The organism is Pseudomonas sp. WS 5010 (assembly GCF_012985565.1).
Taxonomy (GTDB): Bacteria; Pseudomonadota; Gammaproteobacteria; order Pseudomonadales; family Pseudomonadaceae; genus Aquipseudomonas.
On the sequence record NZ_JAAQWQ010000003.1, the window covers coordinates 74,833 to 91,802 of the forward strand.

Sequence of the window (16,970 nt, forward strand, 5' to 3'; positions counted from 1 at the left end):
GTGACACCGCGTCGATGCCATCGCAGGCAAGCCAGCTCCTACATCAACCGTGTGGGGTCAGAATTTCAGGGTCGCGGCAGCCGCCGTTGCTTCAACACCCTGCTGGCCGCTTGGGCCGATCAGTTGTACCTGAATTTTCTGGGTGGCGGGGAAGGTCTTGAAGATGTTCGCCAGGTCGAGATTTTTCAGCGCAGTGGGGTTGGCGCAGGTGAACTGGTAGTGAGCGTGGATTTCACTGTGATCGTGGTCATGGGCGGCCGCGCCTTTGCCATCGGTGGCGTGGTCATGATCATCGTCTGGCTTGTCGCCAAACAGCGGGCTTTCCAGCTCCTGGGTGCTGACCACGCAACCGGCAGCCTTGGGCAGGCTGAACAGCACCAGCGGTTGTTCCAACTGCTTGCGGGCGGCGGCGACCTTGGCTTTGTCGGCGTCGGTGGTGGCCAGGTGTTCGAAACCCACCAGGTTCATCGCCGGGCTTTCCAGCTCCAGTTCCAGCGCCTTGCCGTCCAGCACCGCATTCAGGCGGCCAACGCCGTGTTCGTGGGCGTCCAGGCTGCCATGTTCATGGTCATGATCGTGGTTATGTTCGTCGGCGGCCTGGGCGGCCAGTGGCAACAGGGCAAACGGCAAAGCGAGCAACAGGCGGCGCATAGGGAGACTCCAGGGCGTGAATGAAGATTTTGTTATGTGATCTTATAACAAAAGTGCCGAGAGTTTGACCCTCTGCTTGGCGTTGCGCAAGACGCGTGGGAGCATGCTCGTCAGAAAAGTGCTGGAGGACGAGCAATGATGCGAATTCGTGGAACCATCGGCGAGCTGCCCGTGGACTTGACCCTGGAGCTGGACGACAGCGATTGGGCGCGGTTGGGCGTGCACCTGCAGACGGCCACGCCGGCGCCGGAGGCAGTGCCCGCCGCTGCGCCGGTCAATCAGGATGAAAACCTGTGGCAGGCCGCCCAGGACCTGCTGCGCGAGGCCGGGCAACTCAGCGGGTTGGAGTTGTCGGATCGCCTCGAAGCGCTGGCCGGCAGCGCCCAGGCCGGCAAGCGCCTGCTAGTGCGCTTGCGCCATAGCGCCAAGGTGAAGGTGTCCAGCGGCGGGGATACGCCGCAGTACAGTTGGATCGCGGATTAGTACAGCGCGGCGAACAACTTGCGGCGATACACCGTGACCAGCGGGTGGTCGTTGCCCAGCAACTCGAACACTTGCAGCAGCGTCTTGTGCGGCAGGCCTTCGTTGTAGCTGCGGTTGCGGATAAACAACTTCAGCAAGCCTTCCAGCGCCGCGTCGTATTGCTGGCGGGCCAATTGCTGCACGGCCAGTTGATACGCCGCTTCATCGTCTTGCGGGTTCTGCGCCAGGCGCGCCTTGAGGTCAGCGGTGTCCGGCAGGTCGGCCGCCTGGCGCAGGAAAGTGATCTGCGCCTTGGCGCCGGCGAGGGCCGCCTTGTGCGCGTCGCTCTTGACCGCATCGAGCACGGCCTGCGCTTCGCCCAGTTCGCCACGCTCGGCCAGGCAGCGGGCGTAAAGGATCAACGCGGCGGCGTTGGTGTTGTCTTCACCGAGCAAAGCCACCAGCACCGCCTCGGCCTCACTGATCCGGCCTTCGGCAAACAGCGCCTGGGCCTGTTCCAGCGGATCCGCCTCAGCCGGTGGCGGCATCTGCACATGGGGCTCCAGCAGCGCGCGAATCTCAGACTCAGGCTTGGCCCCGGCAAACCCATCCACCGGCTGGCCGTCCTTGAACAGCACCACGGTCGGCAGGCTGCGGATACCAAAACGCGCGACAATATCCTGCTCGGCTTCGCAATCGACCTTGGCCAGCAGCAACTCGCCCTGATAACTCTCGGCAATCTGCGCCAGCAACGGCATCAACGCCTTGCACGGCGCACACCATTCGGCCCAGAAATCCACCAGCACGGGTTTGTGGAACGAGTTTTCGATGACAGCCTGGTCGAAGGTGGCGGTGGTGACATCGAAAATGTAGGGCGTGGGCTCACTCATGGGATATCTCGAAGAAAGCGGGAATGGGGCAACTATAAGGCTTGGTGGGGTTGGCTGAAAGCGTGGGCAGGTCAAACAGGCTTTGTAGGCGCCGGCTTGCCGGCGATGGCCTCAAGGCCTGCGCGAATGGTACAGACTCACTTTACGAAACTCCCAAGGTTCCGCCAGGTCCGGCAGCGTCAGCGCCTCGAGGATCCCCAGCCGTTGGTAATCGGGATGTTGGAAATCGCGTACCCGGGAATCGGCGACCAATGCTTGCCGTCCGCGTGTGAGAAATTGATCCAGCAGCGGCAGGTTCGCCCGGTCGTACAGCACGTCGGCCACCAGGATCAGGTCGAAACGATCGGCTTCGGCAAAAAAATCCGCCGAATAACCCAGCGTTACGCCATTGAGTTGCGCATTCGCACGGCAGGCGCCCAGTGCCAGTGGGTCGAGGTCGCAAGCCACCACTTCCAGGGCGCCGGCTTTCACGGCGGCAATCCCTGCCACCCCGGAGCCGGCGCCAAAATCCAGGACGCGCTTGCCCGCCACCCACTCGGGGTTGGCGGCCAGGTAGCGGGCCAGTGCCAGGCCACTGGCCCAGCAGAAGCTCCAGTAGGGCGGCTCATGCAGGATGCGCCGGGTTTCTTCGGGGCTGAAGGCGCGGTCCATGTTGTCGGCGTCCAGCAGCCACAACGACAGGTCGGTGCCCGGTAACGGGCAGGGCACCAGTTGCGCGTCGCCGATCAGTTCGCTCAAGGCCCGTTGCAGGTGCAGCGGTGGCGTCATGGTGCGCGAACGAGTTGCAGCGGCCCGGTGGTCTGGGTGATCGGCTGTTGGATGCGCACCGCCGGCAGGTGCAGGATCAACTGCCCGGACTGGCTGGCACGCCCTCGCAGCTCAACGCGGGCACCGGCGGGGAACGCTTGCGGGTTGAAGCGCAGGCGAAAAGCCAGCGGTTTGTTGTTGCCGATCAGCACGCTGCTGGCCAGCAGTTGTTGCGGGCGGCTGCGGTCGTCGATCACCAGCAGTGCCAGTTCCACTTCGGCGCCGGCCGGTACGCCGTTGAGGGTGCCGCTCACTTCACGCTGGTAGGCCGGCAATGGCCCGAGCGGTTCCTGGCCGGGGATTTTTTTCTCTTGTTGCGGCGTGGGTTGCGGGGCCGCTGGTTTTGGCGCTTCGCTGCTGCACGCGACCAGGAAACTGAACATTGTGAGTAAAACCAGCGGTCGTAACGGCATGTACGGCTCCAAAAAGGGCAAAAATCCGTGAACTAAACATAAGAAACATAATAGTCAGCCTATATACCGTAAAGGCTATGGCTTGTCTTGCCACGGGGATGCGCTACCATGGCCCTCCCTTTTTTTGTTGCCTGCCACCATGCACTGTCCCTTCTGCGGTGCCAACGACACCAAGGTCATTGACTCGCGTCTGGTCGCCGAGGGCGATCAAGTACGTCGCCGGCGCGAATGCCTGGCCTGCGGTGAACGTTTCACCACCTTCGAAACCGCCGAACTGGTACTGCCACGCCTGATCAAGTCCGACGGCAGCCGCCAGCCCTTTGACGAAGACAAATTGCGCGCCGGTATGCAGCGCGCCCTGGAAAAACGCCCGGTGAGTGTCGAGCGGCTGGAGGCGGCGCTGGCGCATATCAAGCACAAGCTGCGCGCGACTGGCGAGCGCGAGGTCAAGAGCCTGGTGGTGGGAGAACTGGTGATGGGCGAGCTGCAAAAGCTCGACGAAGTTGCCTACATTCGTTTCGCCTCGGTGTATCGACGCTTCCAGGACCTCAACGAGTTCCGCGAAGAGATCGACCGCCTGGCCCGTGAGCCGGTCAAAGAATGAACCCTCCTTCTGTAGAACAGGCTGTGCTCGACGCCCATTACATGGCTCGCGCCCTCGAATTGGCGCGCAAGGGCCTGTACACCACCCATCCCAACCCTCGGGTCGGCTGCGTGATTGTGCGCGATGGGCAGATTGTCGGCGAAGGCTGGCACGAGCGCACCGGCGAGCCCCATGCCGAGCCCAACGCCTTGCGCGCCGCTGGCGACAAAGCCCGCGGTGCCACGGTGTACGTGACGCTTGAACCGTGCAGCCATTATGGTCATACGCCGCCCTGCGCCGATGCGCTGGTGAGCGCTGGCGTGGCACGGGTGGTCGCGGGTATGCAGGACCCGAACCCGGAAGTGGCCGGGCGTGGCATGCAGCGCCTGGCCCAGGCCGGCATCGAGGTGCTCAGCGGCGTGCTGGAAAGCCAGGCGCGTGCCCTGAACCCAGGGTTCCTCAAACGCATGGAACATGGCCTGCCGTTTGTGCGGGTCAAGCTGGCGATGAGCCTGGACGGCCGCACCGCGATGGCCAGTGGCGAGAGCCAATGGATCACCGGCCCCGCCGGCCGCGCCGCCGTGCAGCGCCTGCGTGCCCAGGCCAGTGTGGTGCTGACCGGTGCCGATACCGTGCTGGCCGATGGTGCGCGCCTGACCGTGCGTGCCGCCGAACTGGGCCTGGATGCCGAAACCACGGCCCTGGCCATGTCGCGTCCACCGCTGCGCGTGCTGATCGACGGTCGCCTGCGGGTGCCGCTCAATGCGCCGTTCTTCAAGGCCGGGCCGGCCCTGGTCATCACCTGCGTGACCCCGGAGAACCAGTTCCCCCGTGGCCCGGAATGCCTGGTGGTGCCGGGTGTCGACGGCCAGGTCGACCTGCGCTCGGCGCTGGTGGCGCTGGCGGCCCGTGGTGTCAACGAGGTGCTGGTGGAAGCCGGCCCAAGCCTGGCAGGCGCGTTTGCCCAGCAGGGCCTGGTGGACGAGTATGTGATTTTCATCGCCGGCAAGTTCCTGGGCTCCGCCGCCCGGCCTTTGCTCGACTGGCCGCTTGAGAAACTGGCCGACGCCCCCCAACTCAAGATCACTGAAATGCGCGCTGTAGGCGACGACTGGCGAGTCACTGCCATACCTGTGCCAGCAGCGAGCGTATAATTCCGACCGGGCGCCCAGGCGCCCGTACCGTTTTCCAGGAGAAGGCCATGTTCACCGGCATTATCGAATCCATCGGCAGCATCCGCGCCATGACCCCCAAAGGCGGCGACGTGCGCCTGCTGGTTGAAACCGGCAAGCTGGACCTTGGCGACGTCAAGCTGGGCGACAGCATCGCCGTCAGCGGCGTGTGCCTGACCGTCATCGAACTGCCGGGCAATGGCTTTGCCGCCGACGTCAGCCGGGAAACCCTGGACTGCACCGCGATGAATGACCTCAAGGCCGGCAGCCCGGTCAACCTGGAAAAAGCCCTGACCCCGACCACCCGCCTGGGCGGCCACCTGGTCAGCGGCCATGTCGACGGCGTCGGCGAAGTAGTGGCACGCAGCGAAAACGCGCGGGCCGTGGAATTTCGCATCCGTGCGCCGAAAGAATTGGCCAAGTACATCGCCCACAAAGGCTCGATCACCGTCGACGGCACCAGCCTGACCGTGAACGCCGTGAATGGCGCCGAATTCGAACTGACCATCATTCCCCACACCCTCAGCGAAACCATCATGGCGTCTTACCAGCCAGGTCGCCGGGTGAACCTGGAAGTCGACTTGCTTGCCCGTTACCTGGAGCGCCTTCTGCTTGGCGATAAGGCCGCAGAGCCAAGCCTTTCTCAAGGGCCGAGTAACATCACCGAAAGTTTTCTGGCCGCTAACGGCTACCTGAAATCCTGACCAAGGGGGTGCCGCGTGGCGCTCAATAGCATCGAAGAACTGGTTGAAGATATCCGCCAAGGCAAGATGGTCATCCTGATGGATGACGAAGACCGCGAGAACGAAGGCGACCTGATCATGGCCGCCGAGTTGTGCCAGCCTGAACACATCAACTTCATGGCCAAGCACGCCCGTGGCCTGATCTGCATGCCCATGAGCCGCGAGCGCTGCGAACTGCTCAAGCTGCCGCTGATGGCACCGCGCAATGGTTCTGGGTTTGGCACCAAGTTCACCGTCTCGATTGAAGCGACCACCGGCGTGACCACCGGCATCTCTGCCGCTGACCGCGCCCGCACCGTGCAAGCCGCGGCTGCCAAAGACGCCAAGGCCGAAGACATTGTCAGCCCTGGCCACATTTTCCCGCTGATGGCCCAGCCCGGTGGCACCCTGGCCCGTGCCGGCCATACCGAAGCTGCCTGCGACCTGGCGCGCATGGCCGGTTTCGAGCCGAGCGGGGTGATCTGCGAAGTGATGAATGACGACGGCACCATGGCCCGTCGCCCGGAGCTGGAAGCCTTTGCCGCCGAGCACAACATCAAGATCGGCACCATCGCCGACCTGATTCACTACCGGATGATCCACGAACGTACCGTTCAGCGGATTGCCGAGCAGCCGCTGGACAGCGAACTGGGGCATTTCAACCTGGTGACCTACCGTGATTCGGTGGAAGGCGACGTGCACATGGCGCTGACCCTGGGCAACATCTGCGCCGAAGAGCCGACCCTGGTGCGCGTGCACAACATGGACCCGCTGCGCGACCTGTTGATGGTCAAGCAGCCGGGCCGTTGGAGCCTGCGAGCCGCCATGGCTGCGGTTTCCGAGGCGGGCAGCGGGGTCGTGCTGCTGTTGGGTAACCCGGTGGATGGCGACGTGCTGCTGGCCCATATCCGCGAAAGCGCTGACCAGGTGCCGGTGAAAAAACCGACCACCTACAGCATCGTCGGCGCCGGTTCGCAGATCCTGCGTGACCTGGGCGTGCGCAAAATGCGCTTGATGAGTGCGCCAATGAAATTTAATGCGATATCCGGTTTCGACCTGGAAGTAGTAGAATACGTGCCCTCCGAATAAAGGCCGGCGATTGTCGCACCTTGTTCGCGGTTCAAATATCACTAAGGGGCGCGTCAGATACGCGTCCCGGCTCTTTAAGAGATTTGTCGAATGACCCTGAAGACCATCGAAGGTACCTTCATCGCCCCCAAAGGCCGCTACGCCCTGGTGGTTGGCCGCTTCAACAGCTTCGTGGTTGAAAGCCTGGTAAGCGGTGCCGTGGACGCCCTGGTTCGCCACGGTGTGAGCGAAAGCGATATCACGATTATCCGTGCCCCTGGCGCCTTCGAAATTCCACTGGTTGCGCAGAAAGTCGCGCAACAAGGCGAATACGCAGCAATCATCGCCCTGGGCGCGGTCATTCGTGGCGGCACCCCGCATTTCGAATACGTGGCTGGCGAGTGCACCAAGGGCCTGGCCCAGGTGTCCATGGAGTTCGGCGTGCCAGTGGCCTTCGGCGTCCTGACTGTTGATTCCATCGAGCAAGCCATCGAGCGTTCCGGCACCAAGGCCGGTAACAAAGGCGCTGAAGCTGCCCTGTCCGCGCTGGAAATGGTCAGCCTGCTGTCGCAGTTGGAGGCCAAGTGATTTCCGACGAGAGCGATCGTTTCAACCCGCGCGAGCCACGTCCTGCGGACGCCGGCAAACCATCGAAGAACGAAAAGCGCCGGGCTGCCCGTCAGTTGGCGACCCAGGCGCTGTATCAGCGTCAGATGGCGGGTACTTCGCTGAACGAAATCGAAGCGCAGTTTCGCGTCGACAACGATTTTACCTTCGCCGACCTGCCGTACTTCCACGACATCCTGCACGGTGTGCATGCCAATCTGAGCGAGATCGACACAGCCCTGGCACCCTGCCTGGACCTGACCCTCGAAGAGCTGGACCCGGTTGAACTGTGCGTGATGCGCCTGTCCACCTGGGAGCTGCTCAAGCGCGTTGACGTGCCTTACCGCGTAGTGATCAACGAAGGTATCGAACTGGCGAAAGTCTACGGTTCGACCGACGGTCACAAGTTCGTCAACGGCGTGCTCGACAAGCTGGCCCCGCGCCTGCGTGAAGCCGAAGTGAAGGCGTACAAGCGCTAACCTGCGCTTGGCTCCCTGATGGGCGAGTTCGAGCTGATCCGTACCTACTTCGCCGCCGCGCCCTGTGCGCAAGGCGGCGAGGGCATTGCCCTGGGGATCGGCGACGACTGCGCCTTGCTGGCGGTTCCCCCCGGGGAACAGTTGGCAATCTCCACCGATACCCTGGTGGCCGGCGTGCACTTTGCCGACCCCTGCGACCCGTTCCTGCTCGGCCAGCGCTCGCTGGCGGTGGCAGTCAGCGATCTGGCGGCCATGGGCGCCAATCCCCTGGCCTTTACCCTTGCACTCACCCTACCGACGGTCGCGGCCGATTGGTTGCAGCGCTATGCCCAGGGTTTGAACGCCATGGCCCAGCGCTGCGGCGTGGGCCTGGTGGGCGGCGATACCACTCGTGGGCCGCTGAGCCTGACCGTCACTGTGTTTGGCCGTGTCCCGGCGGGCCTGGCGTTGACCCGCAGTGGGGCGCAGCCGGGCGACCTGCTGTGTGTCGGCGGTGACCTGGGCAATGCCGCCGCAGCCTTGCCGTTGGTGTTGGGCCAGCGTAGTGCCGCGGCGGATGTCGCCGAACCGTTGCTGGGCCATTACTGGTCGCCGCAACCGCAGTTGGCCCTGGGCATAGCGTTGCGTGGCAAGGCGACGTCTGCGTTGGATATTTCCGACGGCCTTCTAGCCGATTGCGGGCATATCGCCAAGGCGTCAGGCGTAAGCCTGGTGATCGAGCGGCAACGGCTGCCGCTGTCGGCGGCGCTGCTGGCCTTTCTCGGCGATGACGGTGCGCGGGCTGCCGCCTTGAGCGGTGGCGACGATTATGTCCTCGCGTTCACCCTGCCGCCCGCTGAGCTGGCGCCGTTGCTGGCCGACGGTTGGCCGGTGCAGGTTGTCGGGCGTGTGGAAGCGGGGGCGGGCGTCAGGCTGCTGGATGCCCGCGGCCACGACATCACCCCGGCCGTGCGCGGCTATCAGCATTTTCGCCAGGCGCCGTGACACGGCGGGCTGCGCTACCCTTTACAGCGTTGTAGAACAGATCGCTTTTCCCAGGAGGACGTCATCATGGGGCTACGTCGCTGGTTGCTGATCCTGCTGTGTGTTGTCGCGCCTGGCGTATGGGCCGATGACAGCTCTGAAGTGCCCAGCCAGATCCGTCTGGCCAGTGAAACCTGGAATGACTACACCAACGCCGACGGCAGCGGCCTGGCCTGGGATGTGTTGAGGGAAATCTTCGAGCCGGCCGGGGTCAAGGTCAAGATTCGCAGCGTGCCCTACACCCGCTCAGTCGGCCTGGCACGGCGGGGCGAAGTGGATGCCTGGGTCGGCTCCTATCATGATGAAACCGAAGGCGTGCTGTACGCCCGCTGGAACTATGACGCCGACCACATCTACGCCCTGGGCCTGGCGGGCAGCCCCGTACCGACCCTGGTGACCCTGGGTACTTACCGCCTGGCCTGGGTGCGCGGCTACAAGTACGAGGAGTACCTGCCCAATATTCATCGTTTCAACCAGATCGAGCGTCGTGGCGGGATTTTGCCGATGCTCCAGCACGGGCGGGCCGACTTCTACATCGATGCCCTGGCCGAATTGAAATACATCCTGGGCCAAGCCGACGACCCGTCCGCGTTCAAGCTCACGCACATTGCCGAACTGCCGTTGTTCCTGGGGTTTACCGACAATGAGCGGGGGCGGGCGCTGATGGCGTTGTTTGACCAGCGCATGGAGGCGCTGGTGAAAAGTGGCGAGTTGAAACCGATTTTCCAGCGCTGGAATCAGCCGTATCCGTTTTGACGCCCATAGAACCAAGGCAAAGGCCAATCGAACCGATTGATCTTTATCAGCGATAATTCAGCTTAAGCGTCTGTAGGAACGTGCTGTTACAATGCCTGCCTCTGTGAAATCTGAAATCAGGAGCACACGGTGCCCGTCGTTTTCGTCGCTGCTTCCAAGCTGCCTACCCCTTTTGCCACGTTTACCATGCATGGCTTTCTTGAAAAAGCCTCCGGGCGCGAGCATGTCGTGCTCAGCCTGGGCGATGTGGCCGATGGCGCCCCGGTCCTGGGCCGCGTGCACTCCGAGTGCCTGACCGGTGACGCACTGTTCAGCCAGCGCTGCGACTGCGGTTCGCAACTGGAAGCCGCCTTGCAAGCCATCGCCCGTGAAGGCCGTGGCGTGCTGCTGTATCTGCGTCAGGAAGGCCGGGGCATTGGTTTGCTGAACAAGATCCGCGCCTACGAACTGCAAGACGGCGGCGCCGACACCGTAGAAGCCAATGAGCGCCTGGGCTTTGCCGCCGATCAGCGCGACTACGGCATCTGCCTGCCGATGCTCGAACACCTGGGCATCCAGTCCCTGCGCCTGATGACCAACAACCCGCGCAAGGTCAACGCCTTGACCGAGATGGGCATCACCGTTGCCGAGCGCGTGCCGCTGCACACCGGGCATAACCCGCACAACAAACTCTACCTGGCGACCAAAGCCAGCAAGCTCGACCATATGATGGGCAACGAGCATCAGGGCGAGGTCGACCGGGCGTGACGCGCGGCCAGGTCAAGCGGCGGCTGTCCTTCAGTTGGTGGCAGTACCTGGCGCTGGCGTTGCTGCCGTTGTTCGTGATCAACCTGGTGTTTGGTCAGGGCGAGCCGCTGTTGCCAGTGTTGGCGATGCCGTTCTTTATCGCCGGCGTTGCCTCGATGTTTGCCAGCCTGCGTTACTTCCATGGCTATAAACATGCGCTGATTGCCACCTCCAAGGCCCTGGATACACCTGAAGAGCCCGCCGCCTGGATCACCCTCGCGGCTCGTCGACGCACGGCGCTGCTGGTCGCGGCGTTCCCGGCCTGGATCGGTGCGCTGGCCGTGTTCGTCGGCCTGGAGGCAGTGCCGCTGTTTCTCCTGGCCTTGTCGACCCTGGTGCTGTTCTACCTCTATCGCATCCCGCGTCAGCTCGGTTGATGCGCTTGTGGCTGGCGGTTCTGCTGCTGGCCGCCAGCGCGTCGGCGGCGGCGGTCGAGCGGGTGGTCAGCCTCGCACCGTCCCTATCTGAAATCGTCGTTGAGCTGGGTGCGAGCGATCTGCTGGTGGGCGTGCTCGACGGCGGCGAACGGCCTGACGCGCTGCGCAATGTGCCCTCGGTGGGCCGTTATGGGCAGTTGGATCTGGAGCGGCTGCTCAGCCTGCAGCCTGACTTGTTGCTGCTCTGGCCCGGCAGCGTCGGCCCCGCCCAGCGCGAGCAGCTCAAGCGCTTGAACATCCCGATCTACGTCGCCGAACCCCATAGCCTTGAACAACTGAGCAGCCAGGTCGAAGCCATCGCCCAACAGTTGGGCCGCGCCGAAGCCGGTCGCCAACTGGCCGACCGCTTGCGTCAACGCTTGGCCGAGTTGCGCCAGCGTTATCAGCGTAGCGAGCCGTTGCGCGTGTTCTACCAGGTCTGGAACCAACCGCTGTACACCGTGGGCGGTGGGCAGATCATCAGCGATGCGCTTAGCGTATGTGGCGCGCGCAATGTGTTTGACGACCTCAAGTTGCCAGCCCCGCAGGTCAATATCGAGTCGGTGTTGCAGCGTGATCCCCAGGTGATCCTGGCGGCGGATCAAGCGCAACTGGACGACTGGAAGGCCTGGCCCCAGGTGGCGGCGGTGGTCCAGGGGCGCTTGCTGATCGTGCCGGATAAAGGGCTGGAGCGGCCCAGTGGGCAGATGGTGGAGGCGGTGGCGAGGTTGTGTCAGGTGATTGCGCCGAACCGCTAAGACCGCTATCGCAGGCAAGCGAGCTCCCACATTTGACTGTATTCACACATCAAAAGGTGGGAGCTCGGCAGTGCAGAATATTTTGGCCACACCACAGAACAAATGTGGGAGCTGGCTTGCCTGCAATGGCGTCGGCCCGGACAACCTCAGAGCTGCGGCGTCCACGTCACCCCAAGCATCCACGTCCGGCCTTCTTCGCGGTACGGCTGGTTGTTCGCGAAGTTCGGATCGTCATAGCTGTACCACGCCCGTGTATAGCGGCGATCCAGCAGGTTATCGACCTTGAGCGAAAGCGCCACTTCCCGGTTCAGCGCCCAACCGCTGCGCAATCCCAGCAGGTAATAGCCTGCTAGCCGGTTTTTATTGTACTCGTCGTCGTAGCTGCTGCTGATGGCCTGCCAGCTGGCGCCCAGGCTCAATTGGTCGAACTGCCGATCCAGGTCCAGGTTCAGGGTGCGCCGGGCACGACGGGCCAGGGTGTGGCCGCTGTTGCGGTCGCGCGGGTCGATGATCGACAGGCCGAGGTTGCCTTGCCAGCCGAAGAACTCCTGCTTGAGGGCGGCTTCGAAGCCGTTGATGCGGGCGGTGGCGACATTTTGTGGCTTGCTGCTGGCGTCGAGGATGATCGCGTCTTTCAGGTCGGTGCGGTACAGCGAGGCTTCCAGGCGTGTGCTGTCACTGAGCTGGCTGCGCCATTGCAGTTCATAGCTTTTCGATGTCTCTGGCTGCAGGTTCGGATTGCTGTACTGGGTGTCGGGGTAGTACAGGTCATTGAAAGTCGGTGCGCGAAACCCTTCGCTGTAACTCAGCAATACGTCGTTATCGCTGTTGACTGGCAAGGTCAGGGTGCCGCTCCAGCTGTTCTGCCCTCCAAATTGCTGGTTCTGGTCGCGGCGCAGCCCCAGTTCGGTGGAAAACCACTCGCCCTTGAAACGATGCTGGATAAATGCGGCACGGTTCCAGCGGCTGTTTTCGCTGAACGTGGTGCTGCCGTGAAAGCGGTCCTCATACCAATCACCGCCCAGAATCAGGCTGTTCTGCTGGTCGAGCGTCAGGTCGTTCTGCCAGTTGATCGAGTCGCGATAGGTGTTGAACACACTGAAGTCAGTGCTGAGCTTGTCGCGCTTGGTGTCGCGGTTTTCGCTGTGGCCCAGCTCTACACGGGTCTGCCAGGCCTCGTTGAGTTGGGCGTCGATGTAAGCGCTGGCGCTGCTGACGGTGTAGTCGGTATAGGGCTTTTGGCCGACACTTTGCCCCGTGGCGAAATCATAGCGTCCAAAGCTGTTGTCATATTCCGACTTGCCCCGGCTATCCAGCAGGTTAAAACCCACCTCCAGCTCATCGCTGAACTCATGGCTGAGGTTCAAGCTCAGCGACTTATTGCGATAGGCATCATGGTCGCGGTCGCTGGGGAAGGAGGCGTGGCTCCAGTCGATACCGGCCGTGTCATCCAGGCTCGCGCCCAGGTTGAAGCGCGTGCGTTGATCACCGCCCGACAGGCCCAGGCTGCGCTCCCAGGTGTTGTTGCTGCCAAAGCCCAACTTCAGGCGCGGTTGCAGGCCTGGTCCGGCATTGCGTCGGGTAAATATCTGGATCACCCCGCCAATCGCGTCACTGCCGTAAATCACCGAGCGCGATCCGCGCAGCACTTCCACCCGTTCAATCTGGTCGACATTCAAGTATTGCAGGCCACTGTCGCCAGAGGTGGCATTGGCGATCCGCTGGCCATCCACCAGCACCAGGCTTTGCGCCGACTTTGTGCCGCGTATGAAGATCCCCGGCAAGCTGCCCCGGCCACCGGTCCGCGCCACTTGTACACCGGGCACGCGGCTGAGCAGGTCGGTCACGCTGGAGGGTTGCAGGCGGTCGATATCGTCGCGAGTGAATACGGTGTTGGCGGCGCTGCTGTCATTGCGCGCCTGCACCTGGCGGTTGGCGCTGATGACCACATCGGGGAGCTTCAGGGCGGCGTCGCGGGTGTCGGCGAGCAGCTCTGGAGTGGGTAGGAGCAGGAGTGGCAGGGCAAGTCGAAGGTGTTTCATGGGCCGTCCATGGGTTCCAAGGCAATACAAAACAAATGTGGGAGCTGGCTTGCCTGCGGTGCAGACACCTCGGTCTTTCAGACAGACCGGGGTGATGCTATCGCAGGCAAGCCAGCTCCCACAATTTGATCCGGTTTACAGGCCGAGCAAGGCCATGCGCTGGCGAACCGCAGCCTCGATCCCCGCTTCATCCAGCCCGCACTCAGCCAGCATCTGCGCCGGCTTGGCGTGCTCCACATAAATGTCCGGCAAACCCAGGTGCAGCACCGACTTGAGGATATTCTCCCGTGCCAGGAACTCACTGACTGCCGCACCGGCGCCGCCCATGATGGCGTTTTCTTCAACCGTTACCAGCAATTGATGGCTGCCGGCGATCTCGCGCACCAGGGCTTCATCCAGGGGTTTGACGAAGCGCATGTCGATCACGGTGGCGTCGATTTTTTCCGCCACTTTCAGGGCTTCGGCCAGTTGCACGCCGAAGACCAGGAACGCAGTCTGGCTGCCCTGGCGCCGCACGATGCCCTTGCCGATCTCGATCGGCTCCAGGTCTTTCTCGATCAGCGCATTCGGGCCGTTGCCACGGGGGTAGCGTACCGCTGCGGGGCCGTTGTACAGGTGGCCGGTGCTGAGCATCTTGCGCAGCTCGTTCTCGTCGCTTGGGGTCATCACCAGCATGCCGGGGATGCAGCGCAAGTACGACAGATCAAAGCTGCCGGCGTGGGTCGGGCCGTCTTCGCCCACCAAGCCGGCGCGGTCGATGGCGAACAGCACGTCGAGGTTCTGCACCGCCACATCGTGGACAAGCTGGTCATAACCGCGTTGCAGGAACGTGGAGTAGATCGCCACCACTGGCTTGGCGCCTTCGCAGGCCATGCCAGCGGCAAAGGTCACCGCGTGTTGCTCGGCAATCGCCACGTCGAAGTAGCGCAGCGGGAAACGCTCGCTGAACGCCACCAGGTCGGAGCCTTCCTTCATCGCCGGGGTAATGCCCACCAGGCGCGGATCGGCGGCGGCCATGTCGCACAGCCATTCGCCAAACACACCGGAGTACTTCGGCCCACTGGCCTTTTTCGGCGCCGCCACGGGCGCGTCCAGCGGTTCGAGCTTGGTGATGGCGTGGTAGCCAATCGGGTCGACTTCCGCCGGGGCGAAGCCTTTGCCTTTCTTGGTGACGATATGCAGGAACTGCGGGCCCTTGAGGTCGCGCATATTGCGCAGGGTAGCGATCAGGGTCGGCAGGTCGTGGCCGTCGATGGGGCCGATATAGTTCCAGCCCAGCTCTTCGAACAGGGTGCCGGGGACCAGCATGCCCTTGGCGTATTCTTCGGTACGGCGGGCAATTTCCCAGGCGCCGGGCAGGCGGGACAGCACTTTTTTGCTGCCCTCGCGCATGCTGGCGTAGGTGCGGCTGGACAGGATCTTCGCCAGGTAATTGGACAAACCACCGACATTGCGCGAGATCGACATGTCGTTGTCGTTGAGGATCACCAGCATGTTGGCGTCCACTTCCGGCGCATGGTTCAGCGCTTCAAACGCCATGCCGGCTGTCAGTGCGCCATCACCGATCACGGCAATCGCCTTGCGATCGCTGTTTTGCAGACGGGCGGCAATCGCCATGCCCAGGGCTGCGCTGATCGAGGTGCTGGAGTGGCCGACGCCAAAGGTGTCGTATTCGCTCTCGGCGCGGCGCGGGAAGGCGGCGATGCCGTCCTTCTGGCGCAAGGTGGCCATGCGCTCGCGGCGTCCGGTGAGGATTTTGTGCGGATACGCCTGGTGGCCCACGTCCCACACCAGCCGGTCGTCCGGGGTGTCGAATACGTAATGCAACGCGATGGTCAGCTCGATGACGCCAAGGCCAGCACCAAAATGCCCACCGGTCTGGCCGACCGTGTAGAGCAATTCCAGGCGCAACTCATCGGCCAGGGTTTCCAGCTCGGCTTCACCCAGGCGGCGCAGGCCGGCCGGCGTGTTAGCACGGTCCAGCAGAGGCGTGGTCGGGCGCTTGCGGGGAATCTCTTGAAACGTCGTGGGCATCAGGCGAATCGTTATAGGTATAGAAGAGGCGGCAGTTTACCTCAAGCATCGCAAACTGCCCACGCAGAGCACCGAACTTGGCCGATATGCGGCGGTAAAGGCCGCTGTAATCAGTGGCGGCGTTCGACGATATACCGCGCCAGGTCACGCAGCGGCTCGGCTGCCGCGTCGAATGGTCGCAGGGCGGCCAGGGCCTGGTCGCACAGCTCCAGGGCATAGGCCTTGGCGGCTTCGAGCCCCAGCAGTGACGGATAGGTCGGCTTGTCACGGGCAATATCGGCGCCCTGGCGCTTGCCGAGGGTCGCGGTATCGCTTTCTACGTCGAGAATATCGTCCTGCACCTGGAACGCCAGGCCGATGGCCCGGGCATAGGTCTGCAAGGCGGCCAACTGCGCCGCTTCGGCGCGGCCACTGGCCAGGGCGCCGAGGTGCACGGCAGCCTCGATCAGCGCACCGGTCTTGTGCCGGTGCATATATTCCAGGGCTTGCTGGTCCAGCTTGAGGCCCACCGACCCCAGGTCAATCGCCTGGCCCCCGACCATACCGGCCGGGCCCGCAGCGCTGGCCAACGCGGTGACCATACGCAGGCGAATCTCGGCATTCACGCCGCTCAGGCGCGGATCAAGCAAGGCGCTGAACGCCAGACTTTGCAGGCCGTCACCGGCGAGGATCGCACAGGCTTCGTCAAAGGCTTTATGGGTAGTGGGCTGGCCGCGACGCAGATCGTCATCGTCCATCGCCGGCAAATCGTCATGCACCAATGAATAGGCATGAATCAACTCCACCGCACACGCCGCGCCATTGGCTTGCGCGGCGTCCACGCCCAGCGCCTCGCAGGCCGCATAGGCGAGCAATGGCCGTACGCGCTTGCCGCCGTTCATCACGCTGTAGCGCATGGCCTCATACAGCCTGGCCAGCTCCGGGCTGGGTGCCACAAACAGCGGTTCGAGCGCAGCATTGACCCGAGCCTGACTGCTGGCCTGATAAACGTCGATCATTGCGCTTGTTCCGCGTCGAAAGGTTCTTCGGCCAACTCCCCATCCCGTTCCAGCAATACCTGGACCTTCTGCTCCGCCTGCGCCAGGGCGCTCTGGCAGTCGCGGGTCAGGCCGATACCTTGCTCGAACGCCGTCAACGAGTCTTCCAGCGACAACTCGCCGTTCTCCAGACGCTCGACCAGGGTTTGCAGGTCGGCGAGGGATTGTTCGAAATCGAGTGCAACTTTTTTGCGGGCCATGGCGGCTATTCCGGTTGACGGTAAACGGGCGCGACACTAGCAGATAGGGGGTGGAGGGGCAAATG

General features: G+C 63.2%; 20 protein-coding genes. 12 read left to right on the forward strand and 8 right to left on the reverse strand.

Features of this window, described 5'->3' with window-relative positions; translation table 11 throughout:
- Positions 1–57: 57 nt before the first annotated feature.
- Positions 58–651 (reverse strand): DUF2796 domain-containing protein, encoded by a 594-nt coding sequence (locus tag HBO11_RS09220; protein WP_169951341.1) that lies wholly within the window; start codon positions 649–651, stop codon positions 58–60.
- Positions 652–786: 135 nt separating this feature from the next.
- Here HBO11_RS09220 and HBO11_RS09225 point away from each other — a divergent pair, with 135 nt between their 5' ends.
- Entirely contained in the window at positions 787–1,134 is a 348-nt protein-coding gene (locus HBO11_RS09225) for a hypothetical protein (protein ID WP_169951339.1), read from the forward strand.
- Here the strand turns inward: HBO11_RS09225 and trxA are convergent.
- The 3 genes from trxA to HBO11_RS09240 form a co-directional block, all read right to left on the reverse strand.
- Complete coding sequence (gene trxA, locus HBO11_RS09230; protein ID WP_169951337.1) at positions 1,131–2,003, reverse strand: thioredoxin; 873 nt, start codon at positions 2,001–2,003, stop codon at positions 1,131–1,133. The genes HBO11_RS09225 and trxA overlap by 4 nt on opposite strands.
- 111 nt (positions 2,004–2,114) lie before the next feature.
- The gene (locus HBO11_RS09235; protein WP_169951335.1) at positions 2,115–2,771 is read right to left on the reverse strand and encodes a 50S ribosomal protein L11 methyltransferase; all 657 of its coding nucleotides are present in this window, start codon (positions 2,769–2,771) and stop codon (positions 2,115–2,117) included.
- Positions 2,768–3,223: a YbaY family lipoprotein gene (locus HBO11_RS09240; RefSeq protein ID WP_169951333.1), complete on the reverse strand. Its 456-nt coding sequence runs from the start codon at positions 3,221–3,223 to the stop codon at positions 2,768–2,770. Before HBO11_RS09240 ends, HBO11_RS09235 begins: the two co-directional genes overlap by 4 nt.
- A 139-nt stretch (positions 3,224–3,362) precedes the next feature.
- On the opposite strand from HBO11_RS09240, the gene nrdR reads away from it, so the two are divergent.
- From nrdR to HBO11_RS09295, 11 genes are all read left to right on the forward strand, one after another.
- Positions 3,363–3,827, forward strand: a complete 465-nt coding sequence (gene nrdR, locus HBO11_RS09245; RefSeq protein ID WP_057439031.1) for a transcriptional regulator NrdR — start codon at positions 3,363–3,365, stop codon at positions 3,825–3,827.
- A complete protein-coding gene (gene ribD, locus HBO11_RS09250; protein ID WP_169951331.1) occupies positions 3,824–4,960 on the forward strand; it encodes a bifunctional diaminohydroxyphosphoribosylaminopyrimidine deaminase/5-amino-6-(5-phosphoribosylamino)uracil reductase RibD in 1,137 nt (378 codons plus the stop codon). The genes nrdR and ribD overlap by 4 nt, the downstream gene beginning before the upstream one ends.
- Positions 4,961–5,007: 47 nt before the next feature.
- Complete coding sequence (locus HBO11_RS09255; protein WP_169951329.1) at positions 5,008–5,682, forward strand: riboflavin synthase; 675 nt, start codon at positions 5,008–5,010, stop codon at positions 5,680–5,682.
- A 15-nt stretch (positions 5,683–5,697) separates the two neighbouring features.
- Positions 5,698–6,789, forward strand: coding sequence for a bifunctional 3,4-dihydroxy-2-butanone-4-phosphate synthase/GTP cyclohydrolase II (gene ribBA, locus HBO11_RS09260; protein ID WP_169951326.1), 1,092 nt, complete (start codon positions 5,698–5,700; stop codon positions 6,787–6,789).
- A gap of 90 nt (positions 6,790–6,879) precedes the next feature.
- Positions 6,880–7,356, forward strand: a complete 477-nt coding sequence (gene ribE / locus HBO11_RS09265; protein ID WP_003176356.1) for a 6,7-dimethyl-8-ribityllumazine synthase — start codon at positions 6,880–6,882, stop codon at positions 7,354–7,356.
- Positions 7,353–7,853, forward strand: coding sequence for a transcription antitermination factor NusB (gene nusB / locus HBO11_RS09270; protein ID WP_029299437.1), 501 nt, complete (start codon positions 7,353–7,355; stop codon positions 7,851–7,853). The genes ribE and nusB overlap by 4 nt, the downstream gene beginning before the upstream one ends.
- Positions 7,854–7,871: 18 nt before the next feature.
- Complete coding sequence (thiL, locus tag HBO11_RS09275; RefSeq protein WP_169951324.1) at positions 7,872–8,837, forward strand: thiamine-phosphate kinase; 966 nt, start codon at positions 7,872–7,874, stop codon at positions 8,835–8,837.
- A gap of 66 nt (positions 8,838–8,903) precedes the next feature.
- Complete coding sequence (locus HBO11_RS09280; RefSeq protein ID WP_169951322.1) at positions 8,904–9,632, forward strand: transporter substrate-binding domain-containing protein; 729 nt, start codon at positions 8,904–8,906, stop codon at positions 9,630–9,632.
- Between the two features lie 129 nt (positions 9,633–9,761).
- Positions 9,762–10,379: a GTP cyclohydrolase II gene (gene ribA / locus HBO11_RS09285; protein ID WP_169951320.1), complete on the forward strand. Its 618-nt coding sequence runs from the start codon at positions 9,762–9,764 to the stop codon at positions 10,377–10,379.
- Positions 10,376–10,795 (forward strand): nuclear FMR1 interacting 1 family protein, encoded by a 420-nt coding sequence (locus HBO11_RS09290; RefSeq protein ID WP_169951318.1) that lies wholly within the window; start codon positions 10,376–10,378, stop codon positions 10,793–10,795. Before ribA ends, HBO11_RS09290 begins: the two co-directional genes overlap by 4 nt.
- Entirely contained in the window at positions 10,795–11,592 is a 798-nt protein-coding gene (locus tag HBO11_RS09295) for a cobalamin-binding protein (RefSeq protein WP_169951315.1), read from the forward strand. The genes HBO11_RS09290 and HBO11_RS09295 overlap by 1 nt, the downstream gene beginning before the upstream one ends.
- A gap of 146 nt (positions 11,593–11,738) precedes the next feature.
- On the opposite strand, the gene HBO11_RS09300 is transcribed toward HBO11_RS09295, so the two are convergent.
- The 4 genes from HBO11_RS09300 to HBO11_RS09315 form a co-directional block, all read right to left on the reverse strand.
- Positions 11,739–13,634 (reverse strand): TonB-dependent receptor, encoded by a 1,896-nt coding sequence (locus HBO11_RS09300; protein WP_169951312.1) that lies wholly within the window; start codon positions 13,632–13,634, stop codon positions 11,739–11,741.
- A gap of 135 nt (positions 13,635–13,769) precedes the next feature.
- Positions 13,770–15,668 carry a 1-deoxy-D-xylulose-5-phosphate synthase gene (dxs, locus tag HBO11_RS09305; RefSeq protein WP_169951310.1) on the reverse strand — a complete coding sequence of 633 codons (1,899 nt, stop codon included), beginning with the start codon at positions 15,666–15,668 and terminating at the stop codon, positions 13,770–13,772.
- Between the two features lie 110 nt (positions 15,669–15,778).
- Positions 15,779–16,666: a (2E,6E)-farnesyl diphosphate synthase gene (gene ispA / locus HBO11_RS09310; RefSeq protein WP_169951308.1), complete on the reverse strand. Its 888-nt coding sequence runs from the start codon at positions 16,664–16,666 to the stop codon at positions 15,779–15,781.
- Positions 16,663–16,905 (reverse strand): exodeoxyribonuclease VII small subunit, encoded by a 243-nt coding sequence (locus tag HBO11_RS09315; protein WP_029299452.1) that lies wholly within the window; start codon positions 16,903–16,905, stop codon positions 16,663–16,665. The genes ispA and HBO11_RS09315 overlap by 4 nt, the downstream gene beginning before the upstream one ends.
- Positions 16,906–16,970 lie beyond the last annotated feature (65 nt).